The organism is Tardiphaga sp. OK245 (assembly GCF_900108575.1).
GTDB lineage: Bacteria > Pseudomonadota > Alphaproteobacteria > Rhizobiales > Xanthobacteraceae > Tardiphaga > Tardiphaga robiniae.
Genome location: NZ_FNWZ01000003.1, coordinates 727,551 through 745,020 on the forward strand (window position 1 = coordinate 727,551; position 17,470 = coordinate 745,020).

General features: G+C 62.0%; 15 protein-coding genes. 2 read left to right on the forward strand and 13 right to left on the reverse strand.

Annotated features, from left to right (window positions below):
• Positions 1 to 8: 8 nt before the first annotated feature.
• The 5 genes from BLW80_RS16010 to BLW80_RS16030 form a co-directional block, all read right to left on the reverse strand.
• Entirely contained in the window at positions 9 to 836 is an 828-nt protein-coding gene (locus BLW80_RS16010; protein WP_093758709.1) for a segregation and condensation protein A, read from the reverse strand.
• Complete coding sequence (nagZ, locus tag BLW80_RS16015; RefSeq protein WP_093758710.1) at positions 833 to 1,858, reverse strand: beta-N-acetylhexosaminidase; 1,026 nt, start codon at positions 1,856 to 1,858, stop codon at positions 833 to 835. The genes BLW80_RS16010 and nagZ overlap by 4 nt, the downstream gene beginning before the upstream one ends.
• Before the next feature lie 46 nt (positions 1,859 to 1,904).
• Positions 1,905 to 3,389: an SPOR domain-containing protein gene (locus tag BLW80_RS16020; protein WP_093758711.1), complete on the reverse strand. Its 1,485-nt coding sequence runs from the start codon at positions 3,387 to 3,389 to the stop codon at positions 1,905 to 1,907.
• A 105-nt stretch (positions 3,390 to 3,494) separates the two neighbouring features.
• Positions 3,495 to 5,288: an arginine--tRNA ligase gene (gene argS / locus BLW80_RS16025; protein WP_093758712.1), complete on the reverse strand. Its 1,794-nt coding sequence runs from the start codon at positions 5,286 to 5,288 to the stop codon at positions 3,495 to 3,497.
• Between the two features lie 158 nt (positions 5,289 to 5,446).
• On the reverse strand, positions 5,447 to 6,661 hold the full coding sequence (locus BLW80_RS16030) for a deoxyguanosinetriphosphate triphosphohydrolase (RefSeq protein WP_093758713.1): 1,215 nt from the start codon (positions 6,659 to 6,661) through the stop codon (positions 5,447 to 5,449).
• Positions 6,662 to 6,761: 100 nt separating this feature from the next.
• On the opposite strand from BLW80_RS16030, the gene erpA reads away from it, so the two are divergent.
• A complete protein-coding gene (gene erpA, locus BLW80_RS16035; RefSeq protein WP_093758714.1) occupies positions 6,762 to 7,109 on the forward strand; it encodes an iron-sulfur cluster insertion protein ErpA in 348 nt (115 codons plus the stop codon).
• 26 nt (positions 7,110 to 7,135) lie between these two features.
• Here the strand turns inward: erpA and BLW80_RS16040 are convergent, their stop codons facing one another.
• Genes BLW80_RS16040 through BLW80_RS16050 form a run of 3 tightly spaced genes read right to left on the reverse strand, consistent with a single transcriptional unit; the run spans position 7,136 to position 12,250 of the window.
• The gene (locus BLW80_RS16040) at positions 7,136 to 7,978 is read right to left on the reverse strand and encodes an amidohydrolase family protein (protein WP_093758715.1); all 843 of its coding nucleotides are present in this window, start codon (positions 7,976 to 7,978) and stop codon (positions 7,136 to 7,138) included.
• A gap of 9 nt (positions 7,979 to 7,987) precedes the next feature.
• The gene (locus BLW80_RS16045; protein WP_093758716.1) at positions 7,988 to 11,116 is read right to left on the reverse strand and encodes an efflux RND transporter permease subunit; all 3,129 of its coding nucleotides are present in this window, start codon (positions 11,114 to 11,116) and stop codon (positions 7,988 to 7,990) included.
• 3 nt (positions 11,117 to 11,119) lie between these two features.
• On the reverse strand, positions 11,120 to 12,250 hold the full coding sequence (locus tag BLW80_RS16050) for an efflux RND transporter periplasmic adaptor subunit (protein ID WP_089264722.1): 1,131 nt from the start codon (positions 12,248 to 12,250) through the stop codon (positions 11,120 to 11,122).
• 169 nt (positions 12,251 to 12,419) lie between these two features.
• On the opposite strand from BLW80_RS16050, the gene xth reads away from it, so the two are divergent.
• Positions 12,420 to 13,211, forward strand: coding sequence for an exodeoxyribonuclease III (gene xth / locus BLW80_RS16055; RefSeq protein ID WP_093758717.1), 792 nt, complete (start codon positions 12,420 to 12,422; stop codon positions 13,209 to 13,211).
• Between the two features lie 222 nt (positions 13,212 to 13,433).
• On the opposite strand, the gene BLW80_RS16060 is transcribed toward xth, so the two are convergent.
• The 5 genes from BLW80_RS16060 to BLW80_RS16080 form a co-directional block, all read right to left on the reverse strand.
• On the reverse strand, positions 13,434 to 14,246 hold the full coding sequence (locus BLW80_RS16060; protein ID WP_093758718.1) for a tetratricopeptide repeat protein: 813 nt from the start codon (positions 14,244 to 14,246) through the stop codon (positions 13,434 to 13,436).
• A complete protein-coding gene (locus BLW80_RS16065; RefSeq protein ID WP_093758719.1) occupies positions 14,233 to 14,913 on the reverse strand; it encodes a dihydroxy-acid dehydratase in 681 nt (226 codons plus the stop codon). Before BLW80_RS16065 ends, BLW80_RS16060 begins: the two co-directional genes overlap by 14 nt.
• 288 nt (positions 14,914 to 15,201) lie before the next feature.
• Positions 15,202 to 15,447: a hypothetical protein gene (locus tag BLW80_RS16070; protein ID WP_093758720.1), complete on the reverse strand. Its 246-nt coding sequence runs from the start codon at positions 15,445 to 15,447 to the stop codon at positions 15,202 to 15,204.
• 163 nt (positions 15,448 to 15,610) lie between these two features.
• Entirely contained in the window at positions 15,611 to 17,032 is a 1,422-nt protein-coding gene (gene lpdA / locus BLW80_RS16075; RefSeq protein ID WP_093758721.1) for a dihydrolipoyl dehydrogenase, read from the reverse strand.
• Between the two features lie 3 nt (positions 17,033 to 17,035).
• A complete protein-coding gene (locus BLW80_RS16080) occupies positions 17,036 to 17,458 on the reverse strand; it encodes an endonuclease domain-containing protein (protein WP_093758722.1) in 423 nt (140 codons plus the stop codon).
• Positions 17,459 to 17,470 lie beyond the last annotated feature (12 nt).

Sequence of the window (17,470 nt, forward strand, 5' to 3'; positions counted from 1 at the left end):
TCTTCCACTTACTCGGCCGGAACTTCCGGCTCCACCTGCACAGGCTGGGCGATGTGCTTGCGGAAATACAAAGGCGCGAATGCTTCTTTCTGGCTGAGGTCGAGCGTGCCCTCACGGACCAGTTCAAGCGCAGCTGCAAAACTCGAGGCCATCACCGTCGCGCGCTGCGCGGGGTCGGCGACATAGGCCAGCAGATATTCATCGAGACGGCTCCAGTCCTCTGCCATGCCGACCAACCGTTCCAGCGAGGCGCGTGCTTCGCTCAGCGACCATACGGTGCGCTTGGCGAGATGGACGCGCGTCAGCACGCGAGCCTGGCGCTGGGTCGCGTAGGCCGACAGCAGGTCGTAAAGCGTCGCCGTGAAGCGCGGATGCTTCACTTCGGCGATCGACTCGGGAACGCCGCGCGGAAAGATGTCGCGGTTGAGCTGCGGCCGGGTCATCAGCCTGTTCGAGGCTTCGCGGATGGCTTCGAGGCGGCGCAGCCGGTTGGCCAGCGCGGTCGCCATATCCTCGGCGCTCGGGCCTTCGCCCGGCACCGTCGTATCCGGCAGCAGCAGGCGCGACTTCAGGAATGCCAGCCACGCCGCCATCACCAGATAGTCGGCCGCCAGTTCCAGACGGATCTTCCGCGCGGCCTCGATGAACAGCAGATACTGGTCAGCCAGCGCGAGGATCGAAATCTTGTGCAGGTCGACCTTCTGCTGACGTGCGAGCGCGAGCAGCAGGTCGAGCGGGCCTTCGTAACCTTCGACGTCGACGACCAGCGACGGCTCGTCGTCGGGAACGACCTCGGCCGGCAGTCCGGTCTCAAACGACAAAATCTCAGCGCTCATGCACTTGCTCCTGCTCGAGCGATCAAGGCGTCCAGTTCCGCGCGGCCAGCGGCGCGGTCGAACGGCTGCGGCTGACCGCGGGCGGCGATGGCCGCCTTGGCGCGCTCAAGCGCCTTCCCGGCCAGAACCGGGGTCTCGCTGACGACGTCGCGCATCTCGTCCAGCTTGCCGTTGCAATGCAGGACCATGTCGCACCCCGCGCTGACGATCGCCCGCGTGCGTTCCGCGATCGATCCCGCCAGAGCATTCATGGACACGTCATCACTCATCAACAAACCTTGGAACCCGATACTGCCGCGAATCACCTGCTCGATGATTGTCGCAGAAGTCGTGGCCGGTTGGGTGGCGTCCAGAGCGCTAAACACAACATGTGCAGTCATCGCCATCGGCAGGTCGGCTAGCGGACGAAACGCTTCGAAATCAGAGGCTTCGAGCTCACTCTTCGCGTTATCCACGATCGGCAATTTGAAATGGGTATCGGCGGTGGCCCGACCATGGCCGGGAATGTGTTTGAGGACCGGTAGAATGCCACCTTGCGACAGACCGTCGGTCACGGCGCGGGCAATAATCGCGACCTTGCCGGGCTCGCTGCCATAGGCGCGATTGCCGATCACGGCATCAGCGCCCTCCACCGGGACGTCTGCCAGCGGCAGGCAATCAACGGTGATGCCGAGGTCCACAAGGTCACTCGCAATGAGCCGTGAGCTGAGCCAGGCCGCCCTGAGACCTGCTTCCGGGTCGGCGTCGTAGAGCACGCTGAACACCGCGCCGGGCGGATAGACCGGCCAATGCGGCGGTCCCAGACGCTGCACACGCCCGCCTTCTTGGTCGATCAGGACCGGCGCATCGAGATCACCGGTCGTGCCGCGTAAATCTTCTACAAGTCGAGCGACTTGGGCGGGATTATCAATATTCCGCTTAAAGAGAATGAAGCCCCACGGCCGTTCCGCACGCAGAAATGCGCGCTCTTCAGCGGTCAGCTCCAGCCCAGATACACCGGTGATGAATGCGCGTGTGCTCATGGGGCCGATTAGCCCCCATCAACGCCCAGGGTCAAGGAAACGGCCGTTAATTCCTTTGGACGACGCACTGTCCGCCGGCAGATTTCAGGTTCCCGCAGACCTGTGAGGCTTCTTCCTGCGAGCCGAACGGTCCGACCATGGCCCGATAATAGGTCCCCTTGTCGCCAAGGTCGGCCTTCTTGATCAACGGCGCACGCGATCCCAGCACCGAAGGGAACTTGGTCTGCAGGGCACGGAACGACGCCTGCGCATCGCCCTCGGACCGCTGGGACGATACCTGGACCACATAGCCGCCGCCGGAGGCGACTGGGGCCGCCTGCTGGGTCGGGTTGGTCGAGGCTATACGCGAGGGCGCCGGAGGAGCGGCTGCAGCCGGAGGAGCGGCCTGCGGCGACAGTGACATCGGGGCATTGGCTGATGCGTTGGCATTGGTCGCGCGCGGTACCGCAGCGGGCGCGGCTGCAGGAACCGCTGCCGGAGCGGCGATGCGGGCCGGCGCCTGACGCGCGGCCGGCGTGGCCGCAGCGTCGGACTGGTCACCCTTGACGGCAAAAGTACGGATCTTGCGAGGCTCATCGCCCTGCATCGCGCCATTGCCCACCATCGGCTTGTTGGATGGCGAGACGCTGGCTGTCGATGGCGGGTTGGCGTTCTGGTTCAGCGGCGGGAATACCACGCGCGGACCAGCCTTGGTGGCATCCTGCACGTTGACGGGCTGCTCTTCGCGCGACACCAACCGCTCGGGGGCTGTGCCGCCGAGACGATCCTGGATCGGCTTGCCGTCGGCCGCGGCTGTCGCCGACGGCGGGACGATCTTGTTCGGACCGGGCTCGGCCTTGATCACCGGCGGTTCGCCGGTGCGCGCCGATCCCATAAACGTCCGATAGGCGAAGGCAGCACCGGTACCCACTACGGCCAGCGCCAGCACGATGGCGACGGTCGCCATGCCACCGCGGCGCTTCGGCGCCTCTTCCTGCTCGGCATAGCCGTCCTGATAGGCGTAGGGATCGTCCTGATACTGATCGTCGTGCGGATGCTGGGCGTTTGCACCATCGGCGTGGCCATACAACGCATCGTCGTAACGATTGGGGTCATGCGGCGCATGAGGCTGGTCGTACTGGCCCTGATAATCCTGCGCCTGATGATCCGTATGCGCGGCAAATGCCGGCGTCTGATGATAATCGGCTTCCGGCTGCAGATGCTGCAGCTCCTGATGCTGAGCGCCGTAACGCTGCACCGGATGAAGATTCTCGAACTCCTGCTGCTGCGGCTCATGGGCTACCGCACGCTGCATCCACGGCGGCGGGCCGGGCTGCGCGGGTTCTTCCTCATATTCCGGCTCGTCCTGATAGGCCGGTTCAGCCTGGCGCGGCGCGGGCGCCGGGCGGCTGTTGCTCGCAAACGGGTCGGTCTGCCCGATCAGCCGCGCGAGCTCGGCGAGCGGATCGCCCTCGCCCTTCGTCCGCGATTGAGCGTCGCGGCCATAATCGTCATCCGCTGGGAAAGGTCGGTTCTGGTATCGATTAGCCATTGTGATGTCGCATCCCCTTCGGGAAAGCCGCCAACCCGCTTTTCAAACGAAACAGCTGCTATCAAGAACCACCCACAGATCCCCATGTGAGCGGCCGTCCCCTGTCTACCGCATCTCGTCCGGTGCGGTGACGCCGAGAACGGCGAGGCCCGAAGCCAGGACTGAGACGACGCTCTGGACGAGTGCCAATCGCGCTTTGGTAAGTTCTGCATCATTAGTGATAATGAAGCGTAAATGAGGCATATCCCGTCCGCGCGTCCAGAGCGCATGAAATTCGCTGGCGAGATCATACAGATAGAAAGCGATGCGGTGCGGCTCGTGCGCTGTGGCCGCAGATTCTATCATCCGTGGGTACAATGCTAACTGCCGCATCAGGCCCAACTCGGCGATATCGTCGAGCCGCTCCATCACCGCGTCTTTCAGATAGGCAATGCGCGCCTCGGTTTCCAGAGGCAGGTCGGCCAGCATCTCCCGCGCATTGCGGAAGATCGAATGGCCACGGGCATGGCCGTACTGGACGTAGAAAACCGGATTGTCCTTGGACTGCTCGATCACCTTGGCGAGGTCGAAATCCAGCACCGCGTCGTTCTTGCGGAACAGCATCATGAAGCGCACTGCGTCGGAGCCGACCTCGTCGACCACTTCGCGCAGGGTGACAAAATCGCCGGAGCGCTTCGACATCTTCACCGGCTCGCCATTGCGCAACAGCTTCACAAGCTGCACGATCTTGACGTCGAGTTCAGCCTTCCCTGCCGTTACCGCCTTGATCGCCGCCTGCACACGCTTGATATAGCCGCCGTGATCGGCGCCCCAGACGTCGACCATGTTGAGGAAGCCACGGTCGAACTTAGTCTTGTGATAGGCGATATCGGACGCAAAATACGTGTAGCCGCCATCCGACTTCAGCAGCGGACGATCGACATCGTCGCCATAGGCGGTGGCGCGGAACAGGGTCTGCTCGCGGTCTTCGTAATCGTCGATCGGCTTGCCCTTTGGCGGCGGCAACCGGCCGATATAGACGTCACCCTTACCGCGCAGGAATTCGATCGTTGCGCCGACCATGTCGGTACCGCCATCGATCAGCGAACGTTCCGAGAAGAACACTTCATGCGTGATGTTGAGCGCGGCGAGATCGCCGCGGATCATCTCCATCATCATGGAAATGGCCCTGGGCCGCACGATCGGCAGCCACTTGTCTTCGGTCATCTGGTTGAGCGCGCCGGCGTGCTCGGCGGCCAGCGCCTGCCCGACCGGAACCAGATAGTCCCCTGGATAAAGCCCTTCCGGGATTTCGCCGACGGTCTCGCCGAGTGCCTCGCGGTAGCGGAGGAACGCCGAGCGCGCGAGCACGTCGACCTGTGCACCGGCGTCGTTGATGTAGTACTCGCGGGTGACGTCGTAGCCCGCCGTCGATAGCAGGCTCGCCAGCGCATCGCCAAACACGGCGCCGCGGCAATGGCCAACATGCATCGGTCCCGTCGGATTGGCCGAGACGTATTCGACATTCACCTTCTCACCGGCTCCGACCGCGCTCCGGCCATACGAGGCACCGTCGCGCAACACCGCGCGCAGCGCATCGGCCCAGGCAGACGACTTCAGCGTGAGATTGATGAAGCCGGGTCCGGCGACATCCACCGACGTCACCAGATCGTCTTCGCGCAGCTTCGCAGCGATAGCGTCAGCCAGATCGCGCGGCTTGGCTTTCGCCTCTTTCGCCAGCACCATCGCGGCATTGCTCGCCATGTCGCCATGGGATGCATCCTTGGTCGGCTCGACGACGACGCGCGACAGATCGATGCCGGCGGGCAACACGCCTTCACTGACGAGGGCGTTGCAGATCGCGTGAACGCGCGCGAGCACGTTGGCGAACAGATGCGGGGTCGGAACAGTCGAGGCCATGGCGATACGGGAACCAGCTTGCGCCGGAGGATTCCGGCAGGATTGCATCAGGATGGAATAGCGGTTTCGGGGGCGTTCCGCCAATTCTTTGACGGCCGATCCGCCAAGTGGGCAAGGATCGAAATCTGCAGCCCCGAAAGGCACTTAGAGGCTTTCGCCTAACGCAATTCGGGGGTCGAGTCAAAGAGCCGGATATGTTCGGTGATGGCAAAACGATCGGTCATCCCGGCAATGAAATTGCCGATCCGGCGCGCCTGTTCGCCGTCCGATTCCGGCTCGGCGCCTTCAGGGGGCAGCCATTCCGGCGGTAGATCCTCGGGCGCGCGCTGATAGCGTGCGAACAGGTCGGTAACCAGACATTCCGCCTCGACCATCACCCGCATGACACGCTCATGGCGATACATGTGCTGCCAGAGGAAGGCCTTGATCCCAGCCTCGGCTTCTGCTGCGTTAGCACGAAACGCGACGAGCTTGCGCCTGCAGCGGCGAATGTCCTCCGCGGATTTCGGCAACACCGCGGCTAGTCGTTGTTCCGTCTCACCGACGACCGCACCGATCAGATAGGAAATCAGCTCGCGCACCAGTTCGGCACCGCGCCGGCTCTCGTCGAGACCGGGATAGCGCGTGTCGATCTTGGCGATCATGTCTTGCGTCAGCGGCATCGCCTTGAGGTCATCGACGGTGAACAGCCCGGCGCGCAACCCATCGTCGATGTCGTGAGCGTCATAGGCGATATCATCTGCAATCGCCGCAACCTGAGCCTCCATTGACGCGAAGCTCGACAGCTCCAGATCAAAGGTGCGGTCATATTCGGTGATCCCGAATGGCACGCCGTGAGTGGCATAACGTCCGACCGGCGCGCCTAACGCGTCGGTCAGAGGCCCGTTGTGTTTGACGATGCCTTCTAGGGTTTCCCAGGTCAGGTTGAGGCCATCGAACTCGGGATACCGATGCTCCAGCGACGTGACGAGGCGCAGGGTCTGGGCGTTGTGATCGAAGCCGCCATGGGCCTCGAGACAGGCGTCCAGCGCCCGCTCGCCGGCATGGCCGAACGGTGGATGGCCGATGTCATGGGCCAGCGCCAAGGTCTCGGTCAGGTCCTCGTCGAGGCCCAGTTGCCGGGCCACGGCGCGGGCGATCTGCGCCACTTCCAACGTGTGGGTGAGACGGGTGCGGTAATGATCGCCCTCATGGAACACGAAGACCTGGGTCTTGTGCTTGAGCCGGCGAAACGCAGTCGAGTGGATGACCCGGTCGCAATCCCGGCGAAACGCGCTGCGGGTCCGGCTCGGAGCCTCGGAAAACAGCCGTCCGCGGCTGCGATCGGGGTCGCAGGCATAGGGTGCGCGGGGAGCAGCCATTCCGACCGACACGGCGTGTTTATCCTTGATCCAATTGATTCCTGAGCCTGCCGCACTTAACTATGGGGAGCGGCAGATTCAAATGGTTCGAATCCTGCCCGGAGAGCCAGATATGACCGACACTGCAGTCACCGAGGCCCCCCTCACCGTCAGCGCGCGTGCTGCGCGCCGGATCGGCGAGATCCTCAAGACCGAAGGCAACGGCGCCATGCTCCGCGTGTCGGTCGAAGGCGGCGGCTGTTCCGGCTTCCAGTACAAGTTCGACGTCGAGCGCGCCAAGGCGGACGACGACATCCTGATCGAACGTGACAGCGCCGTGGTGCTGGTCGACCCCTCCTCAGCACCGTTCCTGGCCGGCTCCGAACTCGACTTCGTCGATGACCTGATCGGCGCCTCGTTCCGCGTCGTCAATCCGAACGCGACGGCGTCCTGCGGCTGCGGGACCAGCTTCTCGATCTGACCTCTATTCGGCTCATTTAGATCGGTCTATTTCTCGGCAAACAGCGCCCGCGCATTGCCGTGCGCGATCTGTTTAGCGACCGCCGGCGGCAATTGCGCCAGCCATGCACGATAGCCATCCATGATATCGCCATAGCTCGCCCAGCGTTCCGGCACCCAGGTGTCAGAGCCCAGCAGGAAGCGATCGGGGTGGCGCTCGAACAGCACGCGCCATTGCGGGGTCAGTTTGCCTGATCCATCCACAATGCCGCTGCGATAGGATAACTCACCCCAGAGCTTCGGGTATTTTGCCAGCATCGCCGCGACACGGTCCGGCGCGAGGCTAAAGCCGGTATGTGCCCAGATGATCTGCGCACGCGGATTGTGCCGCATCAGAATCTCGACCGCTTCGTCGTCGGCATGGGCGTGCAGATAGAGATTGTTGGCGACGGCGAAGTCGACGGTCTTCTTGACCATCTCGGTATCGGCCGCCTTACCGGTCAGATGGAATTCTCCGACACCGCGATAGTAGCCGCGCTTGAACTCCTCCTGCACGAGATCGAAAATTACGGGATCGTTGAACCAGCTGCCGATATCGGCGCGCACGCGATACGGCCGGATGAACGGCACGACCTGCAAATCGCCTGCCTTGCCACTGGCCTTACCGTCCATCAGCACATGGGTGCCGGTGTTCGGGCGGCTGGTGGCGAGAATCCCGGTGACGCGGTTCTTCCTGAAAACCTCTAGCACTTCGTCGGGCTGGTAATACGGCTTCGGCTCCCAGTTGTAATGCATATGGGCGTCGAAGATTTCGATCCGATCGTCGGAATGCGCCGGCGCAGCAACAAGTGCGGCCAGAAAGGCGGCCGCAGTGAGTGTTCTCACCAGCATTAAGACACCCTATTCCGCCGCCACGACGCGGGGACGATCGTCGTGGTCTTCTTCGTCGAGCTGCGGCTGCAGCTTGCGCTTCAGCTTGCGGTCGATGCGATCGAGATAGATGTAGATGACCGGCGTGATGAACAGCGTCAGCAATTGCGAGACACACAGACCGCCGACCACGGCAACACCAAGCGGCTGACGCAATTCGGCGCCGGCACCGGCACCGAGCGCGATCGGCAGCGTGCCGAAGATGGCCGCGAAAGTGGTCATCATGATCGGGCGGAAACGCAGCAGCGCGGCTTCGCGGATCGCGTGTTCGGCCGAGAGGCCGACGCGGCGACGCTCGAGTGCGAAGTCGACCATCATGATGGCGTTCTTCTTGACGATGCCGACCAGCATGACGATGCCGATCATGGCAATGACCGACATCTCCATCTTGAACAGCATCAAGGTCAGGATGGCGCCGATGCCTGCCGATGGCAGGCCGGAGATGATCGTGATCGGGTGGATGAAGCTCTCATAGAGGATGCCGAGGATCACGAAGGCCGCGAACACGGCGGCGAGGATCAGTACGCCCTGCCCGCGCAATGAATCCTGGAACACCTGCGCCGTGCCGGAGAAGCCGGTGGCGATAGTCACCGGCAGTTTGGAATCCGCCTCGATTTGCGTGATCTGGTCCACCGCATAGCCCAGCGAATAGCCCGGCACGAGGTTGAACGAGATCGTCACCGCCGGCTGCTGACCCTGATGGTTGATCTGCAGCGGCCCGACCGTTGGCACCAGACGCGCGACCGCGCTCAGCGGAATGGTCTGATTGTTCGACGTCTTCATATAGAGCTTGGAGAGGTCGCTCGGATCGATCCGGAACTGCGGCTGTGCTTCCAGAATGATCTGATAGTCGTTGGTCGGCATATAGATGGTGCCGACCTGACGCGAGCCGAATGCATTATAGAGCTGGTTACGAACCTGATCGACGGTCACGCCGTAAACCGCTGCCTTTTCGCGGTCGATATCGACCGTCATTTGCGGGTTCTTGATGTATAGGTCGGTGGTCACATCGAGCAGGCCCGGCACCTTGGCGATGCGGTCGCGCATCTCCGGCGATACGCGATACAGCGTGTCGGTGTCGCTGCCCTGAAGCACGTATTGATACTGGCTCTTCGACGGTCGGCCGCCGATGTTCAGATTCTGGATGCTCTGGAAGAAGGCCTGCAAGCCAGGAACGGCCAACGACTTCTGGCGCAGCCGCGTCATCACCACCTGTGCGGGATCACGATCCTGGCGCGGTTTCAGCGCAACGAACAGACGACCGTAATTCGCCGTCGCATTCGGGCCGCCGGAGCCCACGGTGCTGTTGATGTATTCGACGGCAGGATCGGATTTCAGCAGATCAGCAAGCGCCTGCTGCCGCGCACTCATCGCTTCGAAGGACGTATCGGTTGCGGCTTCGGTCGTACCGGTCAGGAACCCGGTATCCTCCTGCGGGAAGAAGCCCTTTGGTACGATGTTGTAGAGATAAACGGTGCCGCCGAGGGTCGCGAGCGTCACCACCAGCATGATGCCCTTGTGTGCGAGCACGCGATCGAGCGCCCATTCGTACCCACGCAGCCAGGCCGCAAATACGCGCTCGAAACCGCGCAGGATGAAATTCTCCTTGTGCTCGGGATTGTGCGCCTTGAGCACGCGTGCGCATAGCATGGGCGTCAACGTCAGCGACACGAAGCCAGAGACGATGATCGCCACCGCGATCGTCACCGCGAATTCACGGAACACGCGGCCGACAATGCCGCCCATCAGCAGCACGGGAATGAACACCGCAATCAGCGAGAAGGTGATCGAGACGATGGTGAAACCGATTTCGCGCGCGCCCTTCAGGGCCGCATCGAACGGCTTCATGCCGAGTTCGATGTGCCGGACGATATTCTCCAGCATGACGATTGCGTCGTCGACAACGAAGCCGACGGACAGTGTCAACGCCAGCAGCGTCATGTTGTTGATGGAGTAGTCCAGCATGTACATCGCGGCGCAAGTGCCGAAGATCGAGATCGGCACCGCCAGCGCGGGGATCAAGGTCGCGGAGGCTGAGCGCAGGAACAGGAAGATCACGAAGATCACCAGTACGACGGCGATCAGCAATGTCTCCTCGACGTCGGCGACGGCTTCGCGGACCGAGATCGAGCGGTCCATCATCATATTGACTTCGACCGATGGCGGCAATTGCGCGCGCAGCGACGGCAGCTTGGCGCGGACGCCGTCGACCACGGCGACCGTGTTGGCGTCGGGCTGCTTCTGGATCGCCAGCACGATGGCGCGCTCGCCATTCAACCAGGTCGCGACCTTGTCGTTTTCGACGGCGTCATAGATCTTGGCGACTTCGTTCAGCTTGACCGGCGAGCCGTTGCGCCAGGCGACAACGACCTGGCCATAGTCGGCGGCCTTGGACATCTGTCCGGATGCCTGTAACGAGATGTCCTGCTTCGGTCCGTTCAGAGTTCCGACCGGCGTCGAGGAGTTCGCGCGTGACACTGCCGTACGGATATCTTCAAGCGACAACCCGCGAGCCGCCGCAGCTTCGGGATCGGCCTGGACGCGAATGGCGAATTTCTGCGTGCCATAGATCAGCACCTGCGCCACGCCGGGGATCTGCGACAGCGCCTGTCCGATGGTGATATCGCCGAATTCATTGACGGCCGAGAGCGGCAGCGTCGATGAACTCAGCGCAATGAACAGCACCGGGAAATCGCCGGGGTTCACCTTGCGGAAACTCGGCGGGATCGTCATTTCGATCGGCAACCGGCGCTGTGCGATCGTCAGCGCGGTCTGCACGTCCAGCGCCGCCGCATCGATATTGCGGTTGAGATCGAACTGAATGATGATCTGGGTCGTTCCCTGCGACGAGCTCGACGACATCGAAGAGATACCAGCGATGGTCGAGAGCTGACGCTCGATGATGCCGGCGACCGAGGCCGCCATCGTGTCGGCGCTGGCGCCTGGCAGGGTCGCCGTTACCGCGATGGTCGGAAAGTCCACTTTCGGAAGCGCCGACACCGGCAGCAGCCGGAAACCGAAAATGCCAAACGCGATGATCGTCGCCGTGATGAGCGTGGTCATCACAGGGCGACGGATGCAGAGCTCCGAGAGGGTCATGTTTTATGCCCCGGCCTTGCGGGCCCGGGCTTCGACCCGTGTGCCTTGTGTCAGCAAGAGCTGGCCGTCGACGACGACGTCCTCATCCCCTTTTAAACCCGACGAGATCACCGAAATCCCCTGGAAGGTGCGATCGACTTCGACAGGTTGAACACGGGCGACGCCGTCCTTCACCATGAAGACGAAGTTCCCAGTCTGGCTGCGCTGCACGGCCACGGTGGGCACAACAACGCCGTCCTCGGTGCGCACGATCAACTTGGTCTGTACCAAAATGCCCGGCCACAGGGTTTCGTTCGGATTGCTCATGATGCCGCGCACAGTGACCATGCCGGTGGTGGAATCCACAGTGTTTTCCACCATCGCCACCTTGCCGGTTTCAGAACGGCCGCTGTTCGGGATGGTCGCAATGACCGAGGTCGATCCCGCCGCCATCGCTTCGCGCAGATCGCCAAGCACACGCTGCGGAATGGCGAAGGAGACATAGACCGGAGCCATCTGATTGATGGTGGCGAGCGGCGCCGTATCAGCCGGGCGCACGAAATTGCCGACCTTCACATTGGCTGCACTGATCCGGCCGGAGAACGGTGCGCGAATGATGGTGTAGCTCTTCTGGACCTTGAGATTATCGAGCGCCGACTGATCGGCCCGGATGGTTCCGGCCAGGATGTCGGATTGGGTCTTGGCATTATCGACGCTCACCTGGGTGGTCGCGCCCTTCCCGATCAGATCGGTAAAGCGCCGCACGTCGCGTTCCGCACCCGCCAGTTGGGCCTGATCGCGGGCCAGCGTGCCTTCGGCCTGCTCGATCTGGGCATCAATCTGCCGCGAATCGAGGGTGAACAGCAGATCGCCTTCCTTGACCTTGGCGCCGTCTTCAAAATGCACCGAGGTGATGGTGGTTTCCACCCGCGACTTGAGCGCGACACTCGAAATCGGCGTTACTGTACCGATCGAATCGACATCGACCGGAACCGGTTTGCGTTCCGCCTTGGCAATCTCGACCGCAACGATCCGCGCGCGCTGCGGGGCCTGTGCATTGGTGTTGCCACCGGTCCACGAGGAGCGCGTCGTGTAGGCCGCAACCGCGGCAGCGCCGACGAGAACGAGTAGAGCGATCGATGTGCGTTTCTTCATATGGTCCATGTCACCTGGTACAGAAGATCGGGTCGCCCCCGTTTCCCGCCCATGGCAGCTTTAAAGACAGCGTCTGTGCGCTTTAGGCTTAAAGCTTATCATGTTGGCGGGGATGATGGTATGCCACGTTGACGTATTTTTGCCATTGTTGTTACCGGAATCCCATCAGATGAGAATTGCCACCTGGAATGTGAATTCTGTCCGCCAGCGGCTGGACCATCTGGTGACGTGGCTGCGCGACTGCTCGCCGGACATCGTCTGCCTGCAGGAGATCAAATGCCTCGATGAGGCGTTTCCGCGCGAGCCCATCGAGGCGCTCGGCTACAATGTTGTCACCCACGGCCAGAAGACCTTCAACGGTGTTGCCCTGCTCTCGAAATATCCGCTGGAGGAAGCCACGCCCCGGCTGGCGGGCGACGACGAGGATCTCCATGCGCGCTTCATCGAAGGCGTAGTGTCGCTGAAATCCGGGGTGGTCAGGGTTGCCTGCCTGTATCTGCCCAACGGCAATCCGGTCGATACCGAGAAGTATCCCTACAAGCTGAAATGGATGTCGCGGCTGCAGGAATTCACCAAGCTGCGGCTGAAGACCGAGGAGCCGTTGATTCTCGCCGGCGACTTCAACGTCATCCCGGCGGCGGCCGACGCCTATAATCCGGCGGCCTGGATCAATGACGCGCTGTTCAAGCCGGAAACCCGCGCGAGCTTCCAAACCCTGCTCGGATTGGGGATGACCGACGCCCTGCGCGCCGTCACCGACGAACCCGGCCAGTACACGTTCTGGGATTATCAGGCCGGCGCCTGGCAGAAGAACTGGGGCATCCGCATCGACCACCTGCTGCTATCGCCGCAGGCCAGCGACAAGCTGATCGACGTCGGGATCGACAAATATGTGCGCGCCTGGGAGAAGCCGAGCGATCACGTGCCGGTGTGGGTCGATCTGGATCTCGAAGCGGCGTAAAGGCCGGTCGCCAAGCGCTCCCCAAACACAAATTGTCATCGCCCGGCTTGACCGGGCGATCCAGCAAACGCCCGGGGCAACGTTCCGAGACGGCGCCTGACGCGAGCACTCGTTGATAATAATGAAGGCTGGCGATTACTGGGTCACCCGGTCAAGCCGGGTGACGACAGTCGAGTGTGAGGTCATCGCGCTCGGAAACGGTCGCTTAGTCCGGGACAACCCTCAGTCCCGTTTGCCGGACACCCAGTGCTCGAGCATCTGCAGCGCCATGGCGCGATCGTCTTCGGAGGCCTTGGCGATCGCCTTGTTGTAGCTATCGCGGATCCAGGTGTCGTCCGGGCCGGCATTGTCGCGGGCCAGCGTCAGCCACATCAGGCCGCGCGCCATCTGCCGTGGCAGCGATTCACCGTTGAACAGCATCTGGCCAAGCAACGCCTGCGCCTGGTGCTGGCCCTTCTGCGCAGCAAGGCCAAGCCAGCGGGCGCCATATTTGGTGTCGCGCGGGGTACCGATGCCCTTCAGATACAGCCGGGCCAGATCGTATTGTGCGTCGGCATTGCCGAAATAGGACGCAGCGTAGGAGAACATCTCGCGCGCGCGTTCGGTGTCGGCCTTGATCTTCGAATTCGGAATGCCGTCGAGGTAATAGCGACCGAGCGCCACGAAGGCGTTGGCGACGATGGTGGCCTGCGGCGCGGACGGCGAGTCCTCGGCGTGGGCATTGGCGATACGGCTGAAATATTCGAAGGCGCGCAGGTCGTCCTGTGCCACACCGTTACCGTCGGCATACATCCGGCCGAGCTTCCACTGGGCGATCGGATGACCGCCTTCGGCGGCATATTGGAGCGCAGTCAGCGAGGTGTCAGGCTTGGCGGACTTCTTCAAGACCGGCGCAGCACCGGGAATGGTCGTTACAACTGGCAGGGCCGCGTCGCTGCTGCCAACGGGCGCACCGTCAAAGGCAAAGGCCGGCGCGGCCACTGACGCGGCACCCAAAGCAAACGCTACAAAAATGGTACGCTCAACTATCCGCATAACAGTATTTCTCGTGGGCCCGGCCGGTTTGGGTCACGGCGCAACCAATGGCCGATCCAACCTGCTGGGCATATGTCCACAGCGTCCCTGACATATGGTTAGTCGCGCGACGCTTCCGTTTGGTCGGGTGCGCGGCCAATTCTTTGTCGGTCAATTTTACGTTAAGGCAGCCCTCACCGGTTTCGCGCCCGATGGTGCTACCGCCCATCGATTCGAAGGTGTCAGGAGCCAGAGTCCCCTTCGATCCAACAAGGTCACCGATAACGGCGATCAGCTTGTCGGCAGAACGAATGACGTCCTGATGGGAATTCCGCGTCACGGGCTTCAGTTTCTCCGCGATCGTCTGCCCGGTCGCAGTGAGGCACGCTCCCTGCGACCGGCTGTGATCGAGCAATGTCGTCTTCAGCAACAGTATGTCGGCAACTTCCAATATGTCTTTGGCGACATAACGGCTCACCCGCTTCAAATCGGTGCCATATGGTGTCTTTTTGAAGATTTCGACGGTGCGAGATTCTTGCGCGCGCAGCACTGGGCCGGCGATGAACCGTTCGCGCCGCAGCGTCGCCAGACTCGTCGCGCAGGGGAACGCGCCACGCGACGCCTGCTCCCGGCCCTCCGTCATAAGACGGCTAGGCAAACGCGACTTGATGTTCGTCTTGGCGTCCATCGCGAACCTGGTTTCTCAGGCCGCTTCGGCGATCCGGGACAATCCCACTGACATCCCGCCGATCAACAAAGCGCTCCAGCCTTCTGGCTGGTGAGAAATGATTTCACGAAGGCGTGTGGCCAAATAGCGGCGGTTACAATACCCACAGCACGACAGGGTTAAATCTTGGGGGACTGTGGCAAGCAAGCAACATTTGTGGCGCACCGGCAACCCTTTTGAGCGAGGCTAAAATCGCTGCCGCTTACCGGAAAGTCAGCGCAAGGCCGACTTTTCCATCCGTTGCCGATCTCAACGTCCGGCGGGCGCGGAGGTGGCACCACCGTAGACCAGCCCGGGATAAACACCGCGGACGAGCACGGGATCACGGCCCCAGCCCGGGTAATAGGCGAAGGCATCGCGTGAGTCGCCATAGGTTGTGACGGCCTGCGGTTGAGCATGTCGGTGTGCAGAGCGCTGCTCTGACGCAGTGGCGGCACCGGACACTGTCAGAGCAATGAGGGCCGAAGCCGCGGCAGTGGTGATCGTTGTTTTCATGAAAAGCTCCCTGAATTTAGCGTCACTCGGAAATGACAGCACTTTGCGCCTCGGACGCATTCGCATCTGACCTTGACGGCAGATAACGTCGGGAGACCGGAACGTAAGCCCGCCGCAACTTCACGATGCGGCGATCAAAATTATCGATCGGAAATGCTTCCGACTACGTATTCAGCACGCGCCCATAGGCGTCGAGCACGGCTTCCTTCATCGTCTCCGAGATGGTCGGATGCGGGAAGATCGTGTGGAAGAGCTCTTCCTCGGTGGTCTCCAGGTTCATGGCGACCACAAAGCCCTGGATCATCTCGACGACCTCAGCGCCGACCATATGGGCGCCGAGCAGCTGGCCAGTCTTCTTGTCGAAGATCACCTTCACCATGCCCTGGTCCTCGCCCTGGGCGATGGCCTTGCCATTGGCGACGAAGGGGAAGCGGCCGACGCGGATGTCCTTGCCGGCTTCCTTGGCCTTGGCTTCGGTGAGACCGACCGAGGCCACCTGCGGATGACAATAGGTGCAGCCCGGGATCAGCGACTTGTCCATTGCATGCGGGTTCATCCCCTTGATCGCCTCGACGCAGATCACGCCCTCATGCTCGGCCTTGTGGGCCAGCATCGGCGGACCGGCGACGTCGCCGATGGCATAGATGCCGGGCACATTGGTCTTGCCGTATTTGTCGATCACGATACAGCCGCGCTCGGTCTTCACGCCGAGCTTCTCGAGGCCAAAGCCTTCGATATTGCCGACCACACCGACCGCCGAGATGACGCGATCGACGGTGAGTTGCTGGGTAGCCCCCTTGCCATCCTCGATGGTCACGGTGACCGAATCCGACTTCTTGTCGAGCTTGGTCACCTTCGCGCCGGACATGATCTTGATGCCCTGCTTCTCGAACTGTTTGCGGGCGAAACCCGCGATCTCGGCGTCTTCGACTGGCAGGATCTGCGGCAGCACCTCGACCACAGTCACGTCGGCGCCCATGGTCTTGTAGAACGACGCGAATTCGATGCCGATGGCGCCGGAGCCGACCACCAGCAGCGACTTCGGCATCTTGTCGGGGTTCATCGCCTCGAAATAGGTCCAGACAAGCTTCTTGTCGGGCTCGAGGCCCGGCAGCACGCGCGGCCGGGCGCCGGTGGCGACGATGATATGCTTGGCAGTATAGCTGCCTGCCCCGAGCGCGCCCTTGGGTGCTGCGGCTTCCGTCTTCTTGACAGTGAACTTGCCCGGCGCATCCAGCGTCGCGTCACCCCAGATGATCGAGATCTTGTTCTTGTTCATCAGATATTCGACGCCGCCGCTCAGGCGCTTCACGACGCCGCGCGAGCGCGCGATCACGGCCTTGATGTCGAACGTCACGTTGTCCGCCGACAGGCCATAATCCTTCGCATGCTGCATGTAGTGATAGATTTCCGCCGAGCGCAGCAGCGCCTTGGTCGGGATACAGCCCCAGTTATTGCAGATGCCGCCGAGATAGGCCTTCTCGACGATCGCTGTCTTGAAGCCGAGCTGCGCAGCCCGAATGGCCGTCACATAGCCGCCGGGACCGGAGCCGATGACGACGACGTCGAAGGAATTATCAGCCATGAGTTACTCGCTCTTTCTTCCCTCTCCCCTTGTGGGAGAGGGTGGATGCGCGCCGTCAGGCGCGCAGACGGGTGAGGGGTAATGCTGGGCAGCGTCGAGAATGGCTTCGAGCACCATTTCCGAGCGCTGCAGAATGTCGTTGTTCCAGAAGCGCAGGGTGCGAAATCCGCGCTCCTTCAGATCTCGGTCTCGTTGTTGGTCTCTCGTACTCTCCGCATGCTGGCTGCCATCGGCTTCCACGATCAAACGACGTTCGAACGACACGAAATCCGCGATCCAAGGACCAATCGGCACCTGCCGGCGAAATTTTAGATTTGTCAGACGACGGGATCGCAGCAGGCGCCACAGCGTCTTTTCAGTCTCGGTCGCATTCGCTCGTAGAGATTTGGCGAACGCGCGCTTCTGATAGGACACCGGCTGGTGCATACCCCTCACCCG

Coding starts and splice junctions, on each gene's coding strand:
- BLW80_RS16070 (WP_093758720.1), bottom strand. CDS start 15,447: ATGAAAACAACGATCACCACTGCCGCGGCTTCGGCCCTCATTGCTCTG.
- lpdA (WP_093758721.1), bottom strand. CDS start 17,032: ATGGCTGATAATTCCTTCGACGTCGTCGTCATCGGCTCCGGTCCCGGC.
- BLW80_RS16020 (WP_093758711.1), bottom strand. CDS start 3,389: ATGGCTAATCGATACCAGAACCGACCTTTCCCAGCGGATGACGATTAT.
- BLW80_RS16050 (WP_089264722.1), bottom strand. CDS start 12,250: ATGAAGAAACGCACATCGATCGCTCTACTCGTTCTCGTCGGCGCTGCC.
- BLW80_RS16045 (WP_093758716.1), bottom strand. CDS start 11,116: ATGACCCTCTCGGAGCTCTGCATCCGTCGCCCTGTGATGACCACGCTC.
- BLW80_RS16060 (WP_093758718.1), bottom strand. CDS start 14,246: ATGCGGATAGTTGAGCGTACCATTTTTGTAGCGTTTGCTTTGGGTGCC.
- erpA (WP_093758714.1), top strand. CDS start 6,762: ATGACCGACACTGCAGTCACCGAGGCCCCCCTCACCGTCAGCGCGCGT.
- BLW80_RS16065 (WP_093758719.1), bottom strand. CDS start 14,913: ATGGACGCCAAGACGAACATCAAGTCGCGTTTGCCTAGCCGTCTTATG.
- nagZ (WP_093758710.1), bottom strand. CDS start 1,858: ATGAGCACACGCGCATTCATCACCGGTGTATCTGGGCTGGAGCTGACC.
- BLW80_RS16010 (WP_093758709.1), bottom strand. CDS start 836: ATGAGCGCTGAGATTTTGTCGTTTGAGACCGGACTGCCGGCCGAGGTC.
- BLW80_RS16040 (WP_093758715.1), bottom strand. CDS start 7,978: ATGCTGGTGAGAACACTCACTGCGGCCGCCTTTCTGGCCGCACTTGTT.
- argS (WP_093758712.1), bottom strand. CDS start 5,288: ATGGCCTCGACTGTTCCGACCCCGCATCTGTTCGCCAACGTGCTCGCG.
- xth (WP_093758717.1), top strand. CDS start 12,420: ATGAGAATTGCCACCTGGAATGTGAATTCTGTCCGCCAGCGGCTGGAC.
- BLW80_RS16080 (WP_093758722.1), bottom strand. CDS start 17,458: ATGCACCAGCCGGTGTCCTATCAGAAGCGCGCGTTCGCCAAATCTCTA.